16 protein-coding genes are annotated in these 19,423 nt (G+C 71.9%); 4 read left to right on the top strand and 12 right to left on the bottom strand.

Annotation, left to right across the window (positions count from 1 at the left end; genetic code table 11):
• Positions 1-129: 129 nt before the first annotated feature.
• The 6 genes from ACFC1X_RS30275 to ACFC1X_RS30250 all read right to left on the bottom strand — a co-directional run bounded on the left by ACFC1X_RS30275 (position 130) and on the right by ACFC1X_RS30250 (position 8,951).
• Positions 130-1,002 (bottom strand): trypsin-like serine protease, encoded by an 873-nt coding sequence (locus ACFC1X_RS30275; protein ID WP_376359515.1) that lies wholly within the window; start codon positions 1,000-1,002, stop codon positions 130-132.
• A 133-nt stretch (positions 1,003-1,135) separates the two neighbouring features.
• The gene (locus tag ACFC1X_RS30270; RefSeq protein WP_376359512.1) at positions 1,136-2,674 is read right to left on the bottom strand and encodes an RNA polymerase sigma factor; all 1,539 of its coding nucleotides are present in this window, start codon (positions 2,672-2,674) and stop codon (positions 1,136-1,138) included.
• 429 nt (positions 2,675-3,103) lie between these two features.
• Entirely contained in the window at positions 3,104-3,991 is an 888-nt protein-coding gene (whiH, locus tag ACFC1X_RS30265; protein WP_361365746.1) for a sporulation transcriptional regulator WhiH, read from the bottom strand.
• Between the two features lie 161 nt (positions 3,992-4,152).
• A complete protein-coding gene (locus ACFC1X_RS30260) occupies positions 4,153-6,465 on the bottom strand; it encodes an ATP-binding cassette domain-containing protein (protein WP_376359507.1) in 2,313 nt (770 codons plus the stop codon).
• A 68-nt stretch (positions 6,466-6,533) separates the two neighbouring features.
• Positions 6,534-7,292, bottom strand: a complete 759-nt coding sequence (locus ACFC1X_RS30255; protein WP_376359504.1) for an NUDIX domain-containing protein — start codon at positions 7,290-7,292, stop codon at positions 6,534-6,536.
• Positions 7,293-7,454: 162 nt separating this feature from the next.
• The gene (locus ACFC1X_RS30250) at positions 7,455-8,951 is read right to left on the bottom strand and encodes a DUF4192 domain-containing protein (RefSeq protein ID WP_376359501.1); all 1,497 of its coding nucleotides are present in this window, start codon (positions 8,949-8,951) and stop codon (positions 7,455-7,457) included.
• Between the two features lie 151 nt (positions 8,952-9,102).
• On the opposite strand from ACFC1X_RS30250, the gene ACFC1X_RS30245 reads away from it, so the two are divergent.
• Together ACFC1X_RS30245 and ACFC1X_RS30240 are read left to right on the top strand one after the other, a co-directional pair.
• Positions 9,103-11,268 carry a RecQ family ATP-dependent DNA helicase gene (locus ACFC1X_RS30245; protein WP_376359498.1) on the top strand — a complete coding sequence of 722 codons (2,166 nt, stop codon included), beginning with the start codon at positions 9,103-9,105 and terminating at the stop codon, positions 11,266-11,268.
• Positions 11,269-11,517: 249 nt separating this feature from the next.
• A complete protein-coding gene (locus ACFC1X_RS30240) occupies positions 11,518-12,132 on the top strand; it encodes a hypothetical protein (protein ID WP_376359495.1) in 615 nt (204 codons plus the stop codon).
• Between the two features lie 181 nt (positions 12,133-12,313).
• Here ACFC1X_RS30240 and ACFC1X_RS30235 read toward each other — a convergent pair whose 3' ends face one another.
• The 3 genes from ACFC1X_RS30235 to ACFC1X_RS30225 form a co-directional block, all read right to left on the bottom strand.
• Positions 12,314-12,991 carry a hypothetical protein gene (locus ACFC1X_RS30235; protein WP_376359492.1) on the bottom strand — a complete coding sequence of 226 codons (678 nt, stop codon included), beginning with the start codon at positions 12,989-12,991 and terminating at the stop codon, positions 12,314-12,316.
• A 68-nt stretch (positions 12,992-13,059) separates the two neighbouring features.
• Positions 13,060-13,761, bottom strand: a complete 702-nt coding sequence (locus ACFC1X_RS30230) for a ribonuclease HII (RefSeq protein WP_161328815.1) — start codon at positions 13,759-13,761, stop codon at positions 13,060-13,062.
• A gap of 81 nt (positions 13,762-13,842) precedes the next feature.
• The gene (locus ACFC1X_RS30225) at positions 13,843-14,463 is read right to left on the bottom strand and encodes a TetR/AcrR family transcriptional regulator (protein WP_376359488.1); all 621 of its coding nucleotides are present in this window, start codon (positions 14,461-14,463) and stop codon (positions 13,843-13,845) included.
• A 186-nt stretch (positions 14,464-14,649) separates the two neighbouring features.
• Here ACFC1X_RS30225 and ACFC1X_RS30220 point away from each other — a divergent pair, with 186 nt between their 5' ends.
• Complete coding sequence (locus tag ACFC1X_RS30220) at positions 14,650-16,197, top strand: MFS transporter (protein ID WP_376359485.1); 1,548 nt, start codon at positions 14,650-14,652, stop codon at positions 16,195-16,197.
• A gap of 235 nt (positions 16,198-16,432) precedes the next feature.
• Here the strand turns inward: ACFC1X_RS30220 and ACFC1X_RS30215 are convergent, their stop codons facing one another.
• The 3 genes from ACFC1X_RS30215 to ACFC1X_RS30205 all read right to left on the bottom strand — a co-directional run bounded on the left by ACFC1X_RS30215 (position 16,433) and on the right by ACFC1X_RS30205 (position 18,723).
• The gene (locus ACFC1X_RS30215; RefSeq protein ID WP_376359482.1) at positions 16,433-17,338 is read right to left on the bottom strand and encodes an ADP-ribosylglycohydrolase family protein; all 906 of its coding nucleotides are present in this window, start codon (positions 17,336-17,338) and stop codon (positions 16,433-16,435) included.
• 12 nt (positions 17,339-17,350) lie between these two features.
• Complete coding sequence (locus tag ACFC1X_RS30210) at positions 17,351-18,010, bottom strand: histidine phosphatase family protein (RefSeq protein ID WP_125494885.1); 660 nt, start codon at positions 18,008-18,010, stop codon at positions 17,351-17,353.
• 107 nt (positions 18,011-18,117) lie between these two features.
• On the bottom strand, positions 18,118-18,723 hold the full coding sequence (locus ACFC1X_RS30205; RefSeq protein WP_376359478.1) for a YdbC family protein: 606 nt from the start codon (positions 18,721-18,723) through the stop codon (positions 18,118-18,120).
• 157 nt (positions 18,724-18,880) lie between these two features.
• Between ACFC1X_RS30205 and ACFC1X_RS30200 the strand changes: the two genes are divergently transcribed.
• Positions 18,881-19,414, top strand: a complete 534-nt coding sequence (locus ACFC1X_RS30200) for a TerD family protein (RefSeq protein WP_376359475.1) — start codon at positions 18,881-18,883, stop codon at positions 19,412-19,414.
• The last annotated feature ends 9 nt before the right edge of the window (positions 19,415-19,423 follow it).

Raw genomic sequence — 19,423 nt, 5'->3', positions numbered from 1 at the left:
GTCTCACCTCCGCTGACACTCCCCCCCCCCCGCCGCGCATACTGGGCGCCCGGCGGTTGCCGGGGGGGCCCCCCCCGCCACCCCGGGGGCGCCCGCCCGTGCTCGTGCCCGAAGGGCCCTCAGCGGCCGTCAGGCGCTCTCGCGCCGTCGCTCGGCGGTGGCCGTCGCGGCGGCCGTGTCCCAGCCGAGCGTCCGCAGCATCGAGGAGACGCGCGTGTACACCCCGGGACTGCCGGGGCGCCCGCAGCCGCTACCCCAGGACACCAGGCCGATGAGCCTGCCCTGGCCGACCAGCGGCCCCCCGCTGTCCCCCTGGCAGGCGTCGCGCCCGCCGGCGTCCTCGCCCGCGCAGAGCATGCTGCCCTCGAGGTAGCGCCCCTCGTCACTCCCCGGGTACGCCTGCCGACAGCTCGCGTCGGGGAGTACGCGTACGCGTGCCGCCCGCAGGCCGTTCGCGTAGTCCCCGGCCCCCGAGGCGTCCCCCCAGCCGTACACGAGCGCTCCCGTGTCCGGCGTGTAGGCCGGGTCGCCCTCGGCCGCCATCCCTATGACCGAGCCGGCGGGCAGGGCTTCGGAGAGGGTTAGTACCGCGAAGTCGCCGGCGTTGCTGGCGTCGTCGTGCCCCGGGTTGACCCAGACGGCGCGGACGCGGATCTCCTGGCCCTGGAGCGACTGCAGGTCGGTCCGGCCGGCGATGACCTTCAGGTCGTCCACCTGCTCCGGCGGCGAGCCGAGCACTTCCTCCCCCAGGCAGTGGGCCGCCGTGAGGACGGTGGTCCGGCCGACGGCCACTCCCCCGCAGAACTGTCCCGCCCGCGCACCTCCGAACCGGTCACGGCTGGACAGGGCGACGGTCCACGGGCTGTCGGAGACTTCGACCGGAAAGCCCCCGACGACGATGCTGTCGGCGGACGCGGGGGCGGCTGATCCCAGCGGTATCGCGGTCGCGGCGGCCGCCAGGACCAGCGGCCGGGCCAGTGCCCGGGCAAAGAGGCGACGCATGCAGGCTCCTCACTCCTAGGTGGTCGTGGGACACCCAGAGTGATCCAGTACGCCGTGACACGCACCCGCTGATCAACGCGAAGGCCCGGTTCCGCTGTGCCGGAACCGGGCCTTGTCGCTCGTAGGACGAGTCCTAGTCGAGGTAGTCGCGCAGCACCTGGGAGCGCGACGGGTGACGCAGCTTCGACATGGTCTTGGACTCGATCTGGCGGATGCGCTCGCGCGTGACGCCGTACACCTTGCCGATCTCGTCGAGGGTCTTCGGCTGACCGTCGGTGAGACCGAAGCGCATGGAGACGACGCCTGCCTCGCGCTCGGACAGGGTGTCGAGAACGGAGTGCAGCTGCTCCTGCAGGAGGGTGAAGCTGACCGCGTCGGCCGGGACGACCGCCTCGGAGTCCTCGATGAGGTCACCGAACTCGCTGTCGCCGTCCTCGCCCAGCGGGGTGTGCAGCGAGATGGGCTCGCGACCGTACTTCTGGACCTCGATGACCTTCTCCGGGGTCATGTCGAGTTCCTTGGCCAGCTCCTCCGGGGTGGGCTCGCGGCCCAGGTCCTGGAGCATCTGGCGCTGCACACGGGCCAGCTTGTTGATGACCTCGACCATGTGCACCGGGATACGGATGGTGCGGGCCTGGTCGGCCATCGCGCGGGTGATCGCCTGGCGGATCCACCAGGTGGCGTACGTGGAGAACTTGTAGCCCTTGGTGTAGTCGAACTTCTCCACCGCGCGGATCAGACCGAGGTTGCCCTCCTGGATGAGGTCCAGGAAGAGCATGCCGCGGCCGGTGTAGCGCTTGGCCAGGGAGACCACCAGGCGGAGGTTGGCCTCCAGGAGGTGGTTCTTGGCGCGGCGCCCGTCCTCGGCGATGATCTCCAGCTCACGCTTGAGCTTGGGCGCGAGCTTGTCGGAGTTCGCCAGCTTGTCCTCGGCGAACAGGCCGGCCTCGATGCGCTTGGCGAGCTCGACCTCCTGCTCGGCGTTGAGCAGGGGGACCTTGCCGATCTGCTTCAGGTAGTCCTTGACCGGGTCGGCGGTGGCACCGGCGGCGGCGACCTGCTGGGCCGGAGCGTCGTCCTCGTCGTCGTCGGACAGCACGAAGCCCGCGTTCTCGGTGCCCTCGGGCTCCTCCGTCGCAGCCTTCGGCTCCTCGATCGCCTCGTCCTCGGGAAGCTCGCCGTCTTCCTTCTTGGCGGTCGTCTTCTTGGCCGCGGTCTTCTTGGCGGTCGTCTTCTTGACCGCGGTCTTCTTGGCGGTGGTCTTCTTGGCCGCCGCCTTCTTGGCGGGCGCCTCCACCTCTTCCTCGACGGCGGGCTCGGGGGCGGGCGCCGTCGGGGTGGCGGGAGCGGCGGCCTTCCTGCCGGGCACCGCCTTCGCCGCGACCGCCTTCGTGGCGGTGCGCTTGGCGGGGCTCTTCGCTGCGACGCTCTTTCGGGTGCGCTTGGGCTCTGCGGCACTGACCATCAGCGTCACACCCTCTTCCTCGAGGATCTGGTTGAGGCTGCGCAGTACGTTCTTCCACTGAGTGGCCGGAATCTGGTCAGCTTCGAAGGCCCGACGCACGTCGTCGCCGGCGATCTGCCCCTCAGCCTTTCCCCGCTCAATGAGCGCCATGACAGAGACGGACTCGGCGATCTCCGGCGGGAGCGTACGGGATGTGCTGGCCGACACGAACAACCTCTCGGAACGTTGGAAAACGGCTTCCGGCCCCGTCCACGGCGGACTGGAGCCGACCACCGGCTTGGGGATGGGCCGACGGTGCGGGCGGCGCCGGGGGAGATGCACAGCGCCGTGAACGGCGCCCGTATTCCCTCCGCGGCTGTCACCTCTTAGGTCATCGTGTTGTTCCCGGGAGCGTTACGCCCAATCCGCGTGGCCCGAGTCACACCCCGTAAGCAATCAAAATCGGTCAGACACGGATAAACAAGGCCATCAACTCACACGATTCGACCGAGCGGGGAGGCTCAGCCTCTCATCACACGGTCGGACCCCGTGGCGTCACTGAGGACACCACGGGGTCCGACGGTGGCGGCGTTCGTCCGGTCACTGCCACAGGAGGGGTTTGGCGTGCCCGGACCGCGCCGATCCGGCGGGACGCGGTCAGTGCTCGCGCGGGGCGGGCACCACGCGTTCCACCTCGGGGTGGACGGTCAGAAGCTGGCGCATGGCGGTCTCGGCCGCCGCGCCGTCGCCCGCGGCGAGGGCGTCGACGATCCTGCCGTGCTGGGCCAGCGACACGTCGTTCGGCCGGTCACAGCCCGTGACCGGGCCGCCGGAGACATGGAGGGCGGCGGAGACGATGCCCGAGAGGTGGTCCAGCATGCGGTTCCCGGCGACCTGGATGAGCAGTGTGTGGAACTCGGCGTCGGCACGCGAGAAGGTCAGCGCGTCACCCTGCCCCATGGCGTGGCCCATGATCCCGACCATGTCCGACAGGCGCTGCTGGACGTCCTCGCGCCCGTGCCCGGCGGCCAGGCGCGCGGCGAGCGGCTCGATCGTCCAGCGCAGCTCGCTCAGCTCGCGGCGCTGGTCGTCGCGCTGCGGCCCGAAGGCGCGCCATTCGATGATGTCGGGGTCGAGGAGGTTCCAGTCGCTCACGGGGCGCACGCGCGTGCCCACGTTCGGGCGCGCGCTGACCAGGCCCTTGGCCTCCAGCACCCGGAGGGACTCCCGGACCACGGTGCGGGACACCTCGAAACGCTGGCCGATCTCCTCGGGCACCAGCGGGCGGTCGGCACCGAGGTCACCCGAAACGATCATCTGGCCAAGCTGCTGGACGAGTTGCCCGTGCAGTCCGCGGCCACGGTTGCCCGCGGTGCGCCGGCCCACGCGCCCCAGCTCGGGTTCCACCCCTTCCCAGGAGGGCGTCCCGACGCGGTCGACGGCGGGCGTCTCCGCGTAGGGGTAGCGGTCGAGTTCGCCCGGATTCGCGAGGCCGGAGTCGGCGGAGCGGGCGGCGGTCATCATGGTGTGCGCAAGGGTACTCACGCATCCTTTGTCGGCGCCGTTCCCAACTCCCTTGAGGTCTTTGGTGAAAAGCACACGAAAGGGTGATCGCTCACCCCGTCGCAATTGACGCCTTATCGGAAAGAAATGGGCTTTCCCCGGGAAGTTGCGCGCAGGGTCGGACCGGAGGAGCGCGACGACCGTCACCGGACCCTGCTGCGCAGGGTCGTGAGCAGGAAGGCGCAGAGCAGAGCGGTCAGCGACAACGTCATTGCGCCGCCCACCGGTTGGACGACGACGCGCAGCACCTCTGCCACATAGCGCTCACCGCCGAACGGCCACTGCGTCAGGAGGACCTCGCGCACCCGCAATGGCAGGCCGGCCGCGGTCCGTACGTCCGGCCCCTCCCAGACCTTCTGTACGAGCGGCACGACGACGACCGGAACGGCGACCACCGCGGCGAGTCCGGCGGTGGTGGAACGGAAGAGGCCCGCGGCGAGCACACCGGACCAGGCGCACGCGACGACGAGCCCGGCCCAACCGGCGCCCAGCACGGCCCAGTCGGCGGGAATTCGCGCGAGTTCTCGCCCGTAGAACAGATGGAGCACTTCGGCGTTGCAGCCGGCCGTCAGGGCGGCCAGCACGAGTGCGACGGCGGCGGACACGAGCAGTTTCGCAGTCAGCAGCCCCAGCCTGCGCGGCACCGTGCCGCGGTCCGCCGCCAGGGCGGGGTGGCGGAACTCGTCGCCGAAGGCGAGCGCGCCTAGCAGCCCCGCGCCGAGCGCCGCGGGCGGCAATGGCAGTTCCCGCGGCCACGCCGCCAGGAGCCGCGCCTGCGGGGTGTGGCCGACCCGCGCGAGGACCACGGCCATGACGGCGGACACGACGAGCACGACGGCGCCGATGACGAACCCGGTGCTGATGCCGACCGCACGCCGGATCTCGTAGCGGAGCGGACGGAGCGGGCTGGGGGCGGAGCGCACGGAGATGGGCGGCGGAAGCACGGACGCCGCGCCGGGGGTGAGGGCGGCGTACGTGGGCTGGGTGGGCTGGGTGGGCCGGGGGCGGTCGGTGGGGTCGGGAGTCGCGGGGGCCGTGGGAGCCGTGGGAGCCGTGGGAGCTTCGACGGCGGTGGACTCGGCGGCTTCGGGGCGCCGGTCTCTGGCGGAGGACGTCTGGTCGTCGCTGGTGGAGGACGCCTGGTCGCCACTGGTGACGGTGGGGTGGTCGTCCGGGGGTGGCTGTGGGGCGTCGGCGCGGGAGGGGTCGGAGGCGGGCGACGGGGGATCCGTCGCGGGCATCGCGGTCGCTGGTAGATCGACCGCCGGTTGCTCGGGTGCTGGCGGCTCGGTCGCCGCAGGACCAGTCCCCGGCAGCTCGCTCGCCGAGGGTCCGGTCACGGCAGGATCGATCGCCGCAGAATCGACCGCAGACGGATCGGGCGCCGGTGTATCGACCGCCAGTGGGGCGGTGGCGGTCGGGCGCGGTGGGCCCGTGGGTGAGGGCCGGGTGACAGTCGGCCTGCGGGGGGCCGGTGCCCGCTCGCCGTCCGCCGCCCAGTGACGCGCCGGGGGAACGACCGCGCCGGCCCCGGCATCCGCACGAGCACCACCACTGTCGTCGGCACCGGCACCGGCACCAGGGCCCATGTCGCCCACCTCGTCGGCGAGTTGATGTACGAGGATCCCGTGCCGGAAGGCGGTCTCGCCGATGTCCGCGCATGTGCTGCCGTACACCGCCAGCCGGTTGCCGCCCTCGCGTACGACCTCGACGGAACGGCGTGCCGAGCGGGCCTCTTGGGCCAGCAGGGCACCGAGGCGCGCGGCGTGCGGGCTGCGGACGGCGACGCGTGGGCGCAGCCGGGTGCGGGAGAAGTCCGCCGCCTCCTGGTCGGCGACGACCCGACCCTGTTCCAGCGTGACGACGTGGTCGGCGGCACGCGCGGCCTCCTTGGGGTCCGCGGTGCTGAACAGGACGGTCCCGCCCTGGCCGGCGTGCGCACGCAGGGCGCCGTGCAGCCAGCGGGCCTCGCGCACGGAGAGTGCGCCCGCGGGGTCGTCGAACACCAGGGTGTGCGGGTCGGGGACCAGCGCGCAGGCCAGTCCGAGGCGGCGGTCCATGCCCCGCGACAGGGTGCCGAGGCGTTCGTCGCGCAGACTCACGAGTCCGACCGACTCCATGACTTCGTCCGCCCGCTGGACCGGGACTCCCGCCGCCGCGCACAGCATGCGGAGGTGGCCCCGCACGGTGCGGGCCGGATGTCCCGGAACGTCTCCGAGCAGTACGCCGACCTCGCGCGAGGGGTGGGCGATGCGGTGCAGGGGGCGGCCTCTGAAGTAGGTGAGCCCCCGGCCGTGTTGCAGTTCGAGCATCAGTCTGAGCGCTGTCGTCTTGCCGGCGCCCGGCACTCCGAGCAGTGCGGTGACGCGGCCCGCGCGCACTTCGAAGGAGACGTCGTCGACGGCGGGCGGAAGCTCCTTGCGGGGGTTGCTGGTCAGTCCGAAGGCCTGGATCACCCGCAGCAAGATAGCGTGCCATATCCGGTTTTTCGGGCACCGCAGGGCCTATCGGGGGCGAGGAACCCTCAGACCTCGGGACGCAGCATCGGGGGGTTGAGGAGCGTCGCGCCGCCCGCCCGGAAGAGTTGGGCGGGACGGCCGCCCTGGCGGGTGGTCGTGCCCCCGGTGGGAACGAGGAATCCGGGCGTGCCCGTCACCTTGCGGTGGAAGTTGCGCGGGTCGAGGGCCACGCTCCACACCGCCTCGTAGACGCGGCGCAGCTCGCCGACGGTGAACTCGGGCGGGCAGAACGCGGTCGCCAGCGAGGAGTACTCGATCTTGGAGCGGGCTCGCTCCACCCCGTCCGCCAGGATCTGGGCGTGGTCGAAGGCGAGCGGCGCCAGAGGCTCGCCGGCGCGGCCGTAACCGCTCTGTTCCAGCAGTTCCTCGACCGGCGCCCAGCGCGCGTTGCTGGCGTCACCGCCCGCGCGCGGTGCGGGCAGGTCGGGGGCGAGCGCGAGGTGGGCGACACTGACCACGCGCATCCGGGGGTCGCGCTCGGGGTCGCCGTACGTGGCGAGCTGCTCCAGGTGGGCACCGTTGTCCTGGGTGGGCGCGCTCGGGTCGTGGACGCACAGCCCCGTCTCCTCGGCGAGCTCGCGCGCCGCCGCCTGCGCCAGATCCTCGTCCGCCCGTACGAAGCCTCCGGGCAGGGCCCAGCGGCCCTGGAACGGCGGCTCTCCCCTGCGCACCGCCAAAGCGCACAGGGAGTGACGGCGCACGGTCAGCACGACCAGGTCCACAGTGACGGCGAAGGGTGGAAAGGCTGACGGGTCGTAGGGCATGCGGCGATCATAGTCGTCTGCCTGACGATAAACACTCCCTTCACCGACCGCTTCGCACGCTGATCCACGTCAGTCCGACAGGTACCTCGCCGTCTCCTCCCGATCGCCGGGCGGGGCCACGTCATGCCAGGTCAGGCTCAGCTTGCGACCTCCCCTTCGCCATCATTCGCCGCCTCCCTCGGCCGGTGTCCCCGGGGTACGCGAACGCGTCCGGCCAGTCCGCCCGGCTCCAGAGCGTTCAGCCCTCGACGGGGTGCGGGGGTGCGCGTTCTCCGGCCTCGGCTCGCGATTCTGCGGCTTCGCACGGCGCCGGGTGCCGTCCGCCGAGGGGAGGGAACGCGTGCGGCGCCGACGGCCGGACGGCGGCCGCGGAGCGGGTGAGGGCTCTCCCGGCTCTCGGGACCCGGGCCCGCCGGTCCGCTCGCCGTCGTCGGAGCTGCTGACTTCCGCGCTGCCACGGTCCTCGCGCTCCGCGCGCAGACAGCGGCGGATCGACTCGGGATCCAGGCCCTCGTTGCACGCCTGGTGCAGGAGCCGGGCGAAGAGGTAGTCGGAATCTGCGCCGAGTGCCATGGCCAGGGCCTCGCGTGCCTCCAGTTCGTCACCCGTGGACCAGGCGACCCAGCCCGCGAGGGTGAGCGGCGCGGCCGCGTGTTCCCCGTACGGTCCGACGCAGCGACGGGCGAGGGCCCGCCAGAGGCGCAGCGCGGGTCCTGCCTCGTCGCCCTCCATCCACCCGGCCGCGCGGTCGCGGGTGGTGCGGTCCTGGAGGCCGAGAATCAGGGCCGCCGCCTCGTCGTGCCCGAGCAGGTGGTCGTCGCGCAGATCCTCGGCCGGCATGCCGGACACCGGCGTGGCATCGGCGAGCCGGCGCATGACCCGCTCCGCCGTCTCCAGCGTCTCCCGGGCCACCTCCGAGCGGCCGTCGGTGTCGAGGATCCGGGCGACCAGAGTCGTGGCGGCGGCATCAAGGGCGGCGGTCTGCTCCGCCGCCTCCGCGTTCTCCCCCGGCAGCAGCCTGGCCCGCAGGTCGCTCAGCGAGCCGCGCACCTGAATACCGGCGTAAGTGGCCGCCGCGGCCAGCACCGAGGTCCCCGGCAGCCCCATGGGCAGGCCCTCGGCCGGGCAGCATGCCTCGTCGTCGCAGCAGTAGGACCAGAAGCGTCCGGCCGAGATGCACAGCGCCTCGACCACGGGTACGTCGAGCGTGCCGCACTCGACGCGCAGGCGCTGGGCGAGTGGTCGCAGTCGCTCCATCACGTCTCGGCCGGTCTCGCCCCGCGCCGGTTCCTGGCAGAGGTAGGCGACCATCTGCTCGGGACGGACGCCTCGGCGCTCGCTGCCGGTGACCAGGCCGTGGACCAACTGTCCGGCCGCGCACGCCCAGTCGTCCGGGCTGGCGGGGATGCCGAGCCGCGCCCGGCCGCCGAAACGGCCGCGCCCCTCCCTGTCACGCAGGGCGGCCAGGACGATGCTGTCCTCCGGGCGGTAGCCGAGGAGATAGGGCAGGGCGTCGGCCAGTTCGGCGGGGGTGCGCAGGGTGACCTGGTGCTCGTCACCGGGACCCTCATACGAGGTCAGGGCCTTTCGGCTTGGCTGCTCGGGGCGCGGGATGTCACCGTTGTCGGAGGGTCCGGTCGTTTCGCTGTGGTTCGTCATGGCCCGACGATCTCGCGGATCGAGACGTTCCGCTTGCCCTGTGGATAACTTCAATCAGGGACACGTCACCCTCGGACGCCGAGCCGGCCTCAGCGCCTTCCTCCGTCCACAGCTCGCCCGCTTGTCGGTCCCGTCCTGTTGTATGGAACGCATGGAGCACACGAGCAACGCGGATCTGCGGACAGCGGCCGACACGGTCCTCGCCCGTCTCGTTGGGGACGCCTCCGGCGGCGCCCGGCTGCGGGAGGACCAGTGGCGGGCGATCGAGGCGCTGGTCGCCGAGCGGCGCCGGGCCCTGGTCGTCCAGCGCACGGGGTGGGGCAAGTCCGCGGTGTACTTCGTGGCGACCGCTCTGCTCCGTGACCGGGGCGCCGGGCCCACGGTGATCGTCTCCCCCTTGCTCGCACTGATGCGCAACCAGGTCGAGGCCGCGGCCCGGGCCGGCATCCGCGCCCGGACCATCAACTCCTCCAACACCGAGGAGTGGGACACGGTCCAGGACGAGATCGCGGCGGGCGAGGTCGACGTGCTGCTGGTGAGTCCCGAGCGGCTCAACAACCCGGACTTCCGCGACCAGGTACTGCCCAAGCTCTCCGCCGCGACCGGACTGCTCGTGGTGGACGAGGCCCACTGCATCTCCGACTGGGGCCACGACTTCCGCCCCGACTACCGGCGGCTGCGCACCATGCTCACCGATCTCCCGCCCGGTGTCCCCGTCCTGGCGACCACGGCCACGGCCAACGCGCGGGTGACCGCCGACGTGGCGGAGCAGCTCGGCACGGGTGGCACGTCCGACGCCCTGGTGCTGCGCGGTCCGCTGGACCGGGAGAGCCTCAGTCTGGGGGTGCTGCGGCTGTCCGACGCCGCGCACCGGATGGCCTGGCTCGCCGACCACCTCGACCGGCTCCCGGGTTCCGGCATCATCTACACGCTCACCGTGGCCGCCGCCGAGGAGGTCACCGCCTTCCTCCGGCAGCGCGGCCACACCGTCGCCTCCTACACCGGCAAGACCGAGAACGCGGACCGGCAGCAGGCCGAGGACGACCTGCTCGCCAACCGGGTCAAGGCGCTGGTGGCCACCTCGGCGCTCGGCATGGGCTTCGACAAGCCCGACCTGGGTTTCGTGGTGCACCTGGGTTCGCCGTCCTCCCCCATCGCGTACTACCAGCAGGTCGGCCGCGCGGGGCGCGGTGTCGAGCACGCCGAGGTGCTCCTGCTGCCCGGGAGGGAGGACGAGGCGATCTGGCAGTACTTCGCCTCGCTGGCCTTCCCGTCGGAGGACCTGGTGCGCCGCACGCTCGACGTCCTCGCGCGCGCCGAGCGTCCGCTGTCGCTGCCCGCGTTGGAGCCGTTGGTGGAGCTGCGCCGTTCCCGCCTGGAGACCATGCTGAAGGTCCTCGACGTGGACGGGGCGGTCAAGCGGGTCAAGGGGGGCTGGATCGCGACCGGACAGCCCTGGACGTACGACGCGGAGCGCTACGACTGGGTCGCCCGCCAGCGGCAGGCCGAGCAGCAGTCGATGCGCGACTACGCCGCGACGACCGAGTGCCGGATGGAGTTCCTGCAACGGCAGTTGGACGACGAGGGCGCGAAGCCCTGCGGCCAGTGCGACAACTGCGCGGGCCCGCGTTTCGCCGCCGACACCTCCTCCGACTCCCTCGACGCCGCGCGGGTCGACCTGGGGCGGGCCGGCGTCGAGGTGGAGCCGCGCCGCATGTGGCCGACCGGGCTTCCGGCGATCGGCGTCGACCTGAAGGGCCGGATTCCGGCGGCGGAACAGGCGGCGTCGGGCAGGGCCCTGGGCCGGCTGTCCGACATCGGCTGGGGCAACCGGCTGCGGCCGATGCTCGCGGCCCAGGCGCCGGACGGTCCGGTGCCGGACGATGTCGCCCAGGCCGTCGTGACGGTGCTGGCCGACTGGGCGAAGGGGCCCGGCGGCTGGGCCCCGGGCGCGGCCGACGCCCAGCCACGGCCCGTCGGCGTGGTGACCGTCGCCTCACGCGCGCGGCCTCAGCTGATCCACTCCCTCGGTACCCGCATCGCCGAGATCGGCAGGCTGCCGCTGCTCGGTTCGGTCGAGTACACGGGTGAGGCGCCCGGCGGCTCCCGCAGCAACAGCGCGCAGCGGCTCAAGGCGCTGGACGGTGCCCTGACGGTGCCGCCCGCCCTCGCCACGACCCTCAGCGGGCTGGACGGCCCGGTACTCCTCGTGGACGACTGCACCGAGACCGGCTGGACCCTCGCGGTGGCCGCCCGGCTGCTCCGCCGTGCCGGCGCCCAGGGGGTGCTGCCGCTCGTCCTGGCGGTGCAGGGGTGATCGCGCGCGCCGCGCGCCTGCCGCGTCCCAGGCGTCACCCGGCGGCACTCCGGGTAGGGATATAGGACGCGCATCAGCAGATAACGGTCGCCGGTCCCAATTGCTCGTTGCCGCATCCAAGTTCGACAGGAAGAATTGAAGTCCGCTCCCCGCACGGCCCGGCCGTGATCCGGCAGGGCTTCACTGCGGTGCGCGCTCCCCGAATCCGACCCCTGCCCGCAGTGTGGGCGCGTAGCCGAAGGGAGGAACGTGACCTTCGGATTCGCTCCGTCCTCGGCCGCCTCGTTTTCCTCGTCCGCCGCTTCCGCCACTCGCCTGCTCGAACCGGCGGAGTGGGCCGCCGCCGGAATCCCGCTGCTGCGCAATCCGCGGGAGGTCGTCAGCGGCCTCCACTCCCGGCACCGCCCCAGGCCGGCGACCGCGATCGTGGCCGTACTCGATCCGGACGAACGGCTGCGCGCCAGCGCCTCGTTCACCAGCCGCCGGTCACCGGCGGACGGCTGGATGTTCCGCAACGCGCTGCTCTCGCAGTTGCGCCGCGTCATCCCGCACGATCTGCGGCGCCGCACACCGGTGCGCACCGCCGTACTGCTCTACTGCCGTGACGGCGACGGGCGTTGGACGGAGGAGGACGGCGCGTGGATGTGGGGGCTGCGGGACGCCTGCACGTTGCACGGGCTGCGCTGCGGCGCGTACATCACGCTGACCCGGGACGGCTGGCAGGTCCTCGGCGAGGGCCGCGGCGGGCGCCGGCCCAACGCGGCGTCGGCGCCGGAGCCCTTCGCCACGTCGGCGACACCGCCCCCGCCACCCCGCACCGGCGGTGTCGCCTCGGAGGTACTGCGCCGCGCGGCGGCTCGCTGAGCGCCACGGACACACCACGGTGCACCGCGGTGTTACCGCCGCGGTGCACCGAACAGGCACACCACGGCGGTCCGCACCGGTACAACCCTGGTCAGCCCGAGGACGGAAACACAGGCGCACGCCGAAGCGACCGCCGTGCCAGTACCCCTGACCGAGGTCCGCCGCACGCGGCGGAAACGGCTCAGACGCCCGCGCCCAGCACCGAGTTGATCCGCTGCGGGTCTCCGCAGACGATCAGCAGGGCACCGGCCCGGGTGTGGGCCACGCCGAGGGCGCGGGCGGCTGCCGCTTCGGGGCCGCCGTTGACCGCGACCACGACCACGGCCCGCGAGGCCGCACGGTCCGCGACGGCGGCGTCCGCGTAGAAGACGTCGTCGCCCGCGTCGTGCTGCGCCCAGTAGGCGGCGTCGCCGAAGGACAGTTCGTGGGCGGCCCACGGGTGCGGTTCGCCGGTGGTGAGCACCAGCACGTCACCGGGGGTCCGACCCGAGTCCAGCAGCAGGTCCACGGCCTCTTCGGCGGCGTCGAGCGCGCCGTCGGGGGTGGCCGGGATCAGCTGGATCTGCGGAGCCGCGACGGTGGCCGCGTTGGCCGCCGGAGCGGCTTGGGCGACCGGAGCGGCCGGGGCTGCCGGGGCTGCCGGACCCGGGGGTCCGGGCTTGGTGGTGGTCGTGTCGCGTGGCGCGCGTTGCGCCGGCGCGGTCGGCCGCACCGGGCCGGGACGACCGGGGCGCGGCGGGGCCGCGGGACGGGGGCCGGGTACGGGGCGAGGGGTCGGCGCGGTGCGGCCGCTGGCCGGAGTGGCGCGGGGACCCTGGGCCTTCTCGTGAATCTGAGGCTCCTCGGGAATGAGAGGCATGAGCTGATATTTATCAAACGTTGGTGCGGCTCGCGTCGGCGGGTGGCACATGTCTGCGAGCGGAACCGTCAGAAATCGAATCCGAGCTGACCCTCGATTTCCGGAACGCTTCCCTCCACCCAACTGCGGACCTTCTTGAGGTGCCGCCACTGGGGCAGCGCATCAAGATACGCCCACGACAACCGGTGGTACGGGGTGGGCCCCCGCTCCTCCAGTGCGGCCCGGTGCACGGGTGACGGATACCCGGCGTTGTCCGCGAAGGCGAAGTCTGCATGGTCGATGCCCAGTTCGGCCATCATTTTGTCGCGCTGGACCTTGGCCAGGACCGAAGCCGCGGCGACGGCCACGCAGGACTGGTCACCTTTGATCACCGTACGGACCCGCCAAGGCGCCCCGAGATAGTCGTGCTTGCCGTCGAGGATGACGGCGTCGGGGCGGACCGGCAGGGTCTCCAGGGCGCGCACCGCCGCCAGTCGCAGCGCGGCGGTCATCCCCATGGCGTCGATCTCCTCGGGAGAGGCGTGCCCCAGGGCGTAGGACGTCACCCAGGTCCGCAACTCGACGGCGAGTTCGGTGCGTCGCTTGATGGTGAGCAGCTTGGAGTCGGTGAGGCCGGCCGGGGGCCGGCGCAGTCCGGTGATCGCGGCGCAGACGGTCACGGGACCGGCCCACGCACCGCGCCCCACCTCGTCGACACCGGCAATGATCTTCGCTCCGGTCGTGGCGCGAAGGGAGCGCTCGACGGTGTGTGTGGGTGGTTCGTACGGCATGGCGCACCTAGCGTACGCCGCTGGGAACCCCGGGCGACACCCCGGTTCCCCAAACGGGCCCGGGGCCCTCCACGGCGAGGATCAGGTGGCGTCGGGCCGCAGCAGCGGCACCATCAACTGGTCGATCATTTCCTCCAGCTCCAGGTCCGGCCATTCACTTGCACAAATCTTGGAGCGGTACATCATCATCGCCGGGATGGCGTCGAAGACGTATCCGTTGGCCGCGTCGCGCCTGACCTCTCCCCGCTCTATTCCACGGTTGATGACCTCGCGGAGCATCTCGAGCGTCGGCTCGACCACACCCTTGAGGATCACCGTGTGGAAGCGCTCGGCCTGCACGCTGTCGCATTCGTGAATGACCGAGCGAAGGGCGAACCCCGGCCGGGAGTACATCGCGTCGCGTGCCCTGCGGCACAGCGCCAGCAGGTCCTCGCGCACGCTCCCGAGGTCGGGCACCGTGTCGAAGCGCGGCAGCCCGGCCCGCAGCGCGTCGGCGACGAGGTCCTCCTTGGACGGCCAGCGCCGGTAGACCGCCGCCTTGCCGGTCTGGGCGCCGGCGGCGACGCCCTCCATCGTGAGGCCGTTCCAGCCGACGGTGCCGAGTTGCTCCAGCGCGGCGTCGAGGATCGCGCGTTCGAGGACGGCACCACGCCGCCGCGAGGACGTCTGGGCGGAGGCGGCCGCCCAGTTCGAAGCAACCATGTCGCGGGTCTCCAGTAAGCGGGTGCAGCGGGTTTTCGGGGGCGGGGGAAGCGCCGCGCGGCCACAAGGGGGACGGGACACACGACGACGCCACAAGTGAACGGTTGCGTTCACTGTCGGGGAGTCACTAACGTTGGCGCAACAGTGAACGCGGGCGTTCACTAAGTGATTCGTGGGGGACACACAGTGACAACCTCATCTCTGATCCGAGACCAGAAGCCGGGAGCGGCCCGCCGGGAGGGGCATCCCGGCATCGCGCTCACCGTCATCGCGGCCTGCCAGCTCATGGTGGTACTCGACGCGACGATTGTGAACATCGCACTCCCGCACATTCAAGACGCGCTCAAGTTCAGCACCACCGACCTCACCTGGGTCGTCAGCGCCTACACGCTCACCTTCGGCGGCCTGCTCCTGCTCGGCGGCCGAGCCGGTGACATCCTCGGCAGGCGCCGGGTCTTCATGACCGGCATCCTGCTGTTCACCTTCGCCTCGCTGCTCGGCGGCTTCGCCCAGGAACCCTGGCAGCTGCTGGCGGCGCGCGTCCTGCAAGGTGTGGGAGGCGCGATCGCCTCGCCCACGTCGCTCGCCCTCATAACCACCACCTTCCCCGAGGGCCCGGAACGCAACCGGGCCTTCGGCGTCTTCGCGGCCGTGTCCGCGGGTGGTGGCGCCATCGGTCTGCTGGCCGGCGGCATGCTCACCGAGTGGCTGGACTGGCGCTGGGTGCTCTTCGTCAACGTGCCGATCGGCGTGCTGATCGCGGTGCTCACCCCGATGTACATCAGTGAGTCCGAGCGGCACTCCGGCCGCTTCGACATCGCCGGGGCGGTGACCTCGACGGCGGGTATGGCGTCCCTCGTCTACGGCTTCATCCGCGCCGCGGACGAGGGCTGGCGGGACAGCCTGACCATCGGTTCCTTCGTGGCGGCCGTGGTGCTGCTGCTGTCCTTCGCGTTCATCGAGTCGCGCGCCAAGGAGCCGATCACCCCGCTGCGGATGTTCGCCGACCGCAACCGCTCGGGCACGTACGTGATCATGCTCAGCCTGGCCGCGGCGATGTTCGGCATGTTCTTCTACATCGTGCTGTTCGTCCAGAACGTGCTGGGCTACACCCCCATCGAGGCGGGTCTGGCCTTCCTGCCGGTCACGGTGGTGATCGCGCTCGGCGCGGGGATCTCGCAGCGGTTCCTGCCGGTCCTCGGACCCAAGCCGTTCATGATCGTGGGTTCGGCGCTCGCCGCGGTCGGACTCGGCTGGCAGGCCCTCATCAGCTCCGACAGCTCCTACGTGGGCGGCGTGCTGGGGCCGATGCTGATCTTCGGCTTCGGCATGGGACTGAACTTCGTGACGCTGACGCTGACCGCGGTCTCCGGGGTCGCCCAGCACGAGGCGGGCGCGGCCTCCGGTCTGCTCAACGCCATGCAGCAGGTGGGCGGATCGATCGGCCTGGCCATCCTGACCACGGTCTTCGGCACGGCCGGCAGGGACGAGGCGGAGAAGCAGGTGCCGGACTTCCTCACCAACGGCTCGCCGGAGCAGAAGGCCGAGTTCGCCCAGACGCAGCAGCTGCCGGCGCCGTGGGGGCACGAGGTCCTGGCGCAGGGCATCTCGGCGGCCTTCATCCCGGCCGCGGCGATGGCCGTACTCGCCCTCGCCACGGCATGGCTGGTGATCCGGGTCCGCAAGAGCGACCTGGAGGCCCTGTCCGGCTCGGCGGGTCCAGGGGTCGGCTGACCGTGTGGTCTCGCGGGGGCGGGCACCGGGAGGCGTCGGAACCGCCTCCCGGCGCCCGCCCCGCCGTCGGCGTCCGGCGGTCGGCAGCGCGAGCACGTCCATGTCCCACCCCCTCGTGACTCTCACGGCCCCGTCCGGGGGCCGGACCGCGCACAGCGGATGTCTCGACAACGCCCGAGCCGTCACGGAGAGTTCCCACCCTGCACGGAGAGTTCCGTCGTACGGGAGAAGTCGACTAGGACCGGGCCGCCATCCACTCGGGCAGCTCCTCGACCCGTCCCGCCCACTCGGCCGGGGGCGCGCCCGCCTCGCCGGCCGCGATCACTCCGCCCACGATCGCGCAGGTCGTGTCCACGTCCCCGCCGACCTGGGCGGTCGTCCAGAAGGCCGTTTCGTAGTCCCCGAGGGCGCGGGCGGCGGACCAGAGGGCGAAGGGCACCGTGTCGTGCGCGGTCGTACGCCTGCCGCAGCCGAGGACCGCCGCGACCGTGGCCGCGTCGCCGTAGTCCAGCATGTCGCGGGCGCGCCGGAGTCCGGCGCCCACAGCGCTCTTCGGCACCAGGGCGATCACCCCGTCGAGGAGCGCGTGCGCCTTGGGCGGTCCGGCCGGGTCCGCGGCCAGTGCGGCGGCTGCGGCGACCGCCATGGCGCCGACCACCGCCTCGCGGTGCTGATGCGTGGGGTAGGCGGAGATCTCGGCCTGGTGGGTCGCCTGTTCCGGGTCGTCCGCGTACCAGGCGCCCAGCGGGGCGATGCGCATCGCGGCACCGTTGCCCCACGAGCCCTGGCCGTTGAACAGGGCGGCGGCCAGCTCGCGCCAGTCGCCGCCCTCGCGGACCAGCCGCAGCAGTCGGTTGACCGCGGGGCCGTAGCCGCGGTCGAAGTCGTGGTGCCGGGCGAAGGAGAGGGCCAGCGCGTCCTGGTCGACGCGCTGGTGGGTGGCCAGGACGGAGACCACGGAGCAGGCCATTTCCGTGTCGTCCGTCCACTGCCAGACGCCGGGCGGCAGCTCGCGGCGCTTCAGCAGCGGATAGTTCGCGGGCACGAAGAACTGGGAGCCCAGCGCGTCGCCCACCGACAGTCCGCGCAGGCTGGACAGGGCCCGGTCCAGGCGCCCGTCAGGAGATGAATGAGCGGTCATCGCCCTGCCACTCTATCCGGTGATCCCGTACGGTTCCGGATCTCGCCAGCGTTCGAAGGGCCGGTCAAGGGTGTACTTGCCGTCCTCACCGAGAACGAGCATCCGCATCTCGGCGTTCCCGGGGTTCGACAGGGACTCGAACTCCGCGACCGTCCAGTGGAACCACCGCATGCAGAACAGCCGCATGGCCAGTCCGTGGGTCACCAGCAGCACGTTCGGCGGATGGTCGGGGTCCTCGAAGCTGCGGAACAGGCTCTCCAGGAAGCCGCCGACCCGGTCGTACACGTCGGCGCCGGACTCCCCCTGGGCGAAGCGGTAGAAGAAGTGGCCGTAGGCGTCGCGGTAGGCCTTCTGCAGGCGTACGTCGTCGCGGTCCTGCCAGTTGCCCCAGTCCTGCTCGCGCAGCCGGGGCTCCTCCCGTATCCGTATCAGTCCGGGGTCCAGGTGGAAGGCGCGGAGCGTCTCGTGCGTCCGGCGGTACGGGGAGACGTACACGCTGACCCGCTCGCGGCCGAAGACGTCGCGCAGCTCCTTGCCGGTCTCCTCCGCCTGCACCCGGCCCCGGTCGGTGAGGGCCAGCGCGTGGTCGGGTTCGCGCTCGTACACGGTGTCATCGACGTTTCCGGTCGATTCGCCGTGCCGGACAAGAACGATGCGCCGTGGTCGTGCCATGCCAGCACCCTAGATCGAGTCGGCCGGAACCAAGCACTCGTACGGGCGCCGTACGGCGTACGTCACACAGTTTCCACACCCCGGCGGCGGGAGGGCGGGTCCGGATCTCAAATCGTCCAGGTGGGCTCCATCTGCACGACGTCCCCGGTCAGCGCCGAGATGTCGGCCTCCGTCTGGGCGCGCAGGGCGAGCCGTTCGACGCGCTCGGTGCGGTACTTGCCGTGCTCGGCCGCCGACCGCCACATGGACAGCACGAGGTACTCGTGCCCCGGAGCCTCGCCGAACAGGCCGCGGACCATGCCGGGCGAGCCGGCCATCGCGGGGTTCCAGACCTTCTCCTGCATGAGGACGTAGTGCTCGGCCCGCTCCTCGTGGACCCGGCAGAGCGCCACCCGCAGCAGGTCGGCGTCGGTGAAGCGCGGTTCGAAGCCCGTCTTCACGTCGAAGCGGTAGTCGAAGAGCCTGACGCGGGCGTCCTTGAAGGTGCCCACCTGGGCGGAGGCCAGCCGGTCGTGGGAACGGGCCATGAAGGAGTCGTAGAAGGCACGGCTCTCCCAGAACGCGAAGACGTGCGCCACGTCCGGACGCCGCCGGCTCCAGCCACCCCCCTGTCCCCGAAATCCCGGCTCCCCCGGAAGCCCCGCCCACTTCCGCTGCCCCCGCTCGAAACCGCGGCGGTCCACCACGGTGCAGCGAATCCACTTGACCAGCACCGCGCCATGGTAAGGCCAGAGAACGTGGCACCGGTCACGCTCCGGCGGACCGCTCGCCCCACGTGCGTCGCTGTGCGTGGCAGGATGGACAACCGGCCGTCACCGCTCGGCAGTTCAGGTCGCCGGGCAGGGCGGGGGACCTGGGAAGGGGAAGTCTGTGAACGGCCTCAGCAAGGGGACGGGCAAGGTCGAGATCGCGCTGCGGTGGGACCCGAGTCCGGCGGGAGAGCCACCCGCCGACCTGGACCTCGTCGCCGCGACGTATGCGGCGGACGATCCGTACGGCGAGCCCTCGTACATCGTGCACTTCGACAGCCGCTCCCCCGACGGCACCATCTATCTCAACCGGGACAGCAAGGACGGCAAGGGCTTCGGCTTCGACGAGGTCATGACGCTCGAACTGGAGCGGCTCGACGCCCGGTACGCGCGCGTGGTGGTGGGAGTCGCCATACAGCAGCGCGCCGAGGACCGGACCTTCGCCGACGTGACCAACCCGGGTCTGCGGATCCGGGAGGGCTACACGGACCTGGCCGCGGACGACTTCACCGGCGTCCTCGGCGCCACCGCGGCGACCGTCGCGGAGTTCGTCCGGGACGAGACCGGAGCGTGGGAGTTCCGGGCCGGGGTGCACGGCTTCGAGGAGGATCCGGCGACGTTCACCCGCGCCATGGGTGCGGCGCGCCGTTCCTGACCCTCATAG

The organism is Streptomyces sp. NPDC056128, assembly GCF_042263835.1.
Lineage (GTDB): Bacteria > Actinomycetota > Actinomycetes > Streptomycetales > Streptomycetaceae > Streptomyces.
This window is presented reverse-complemented; position numbering and strand designations above follow the sequence as displayed.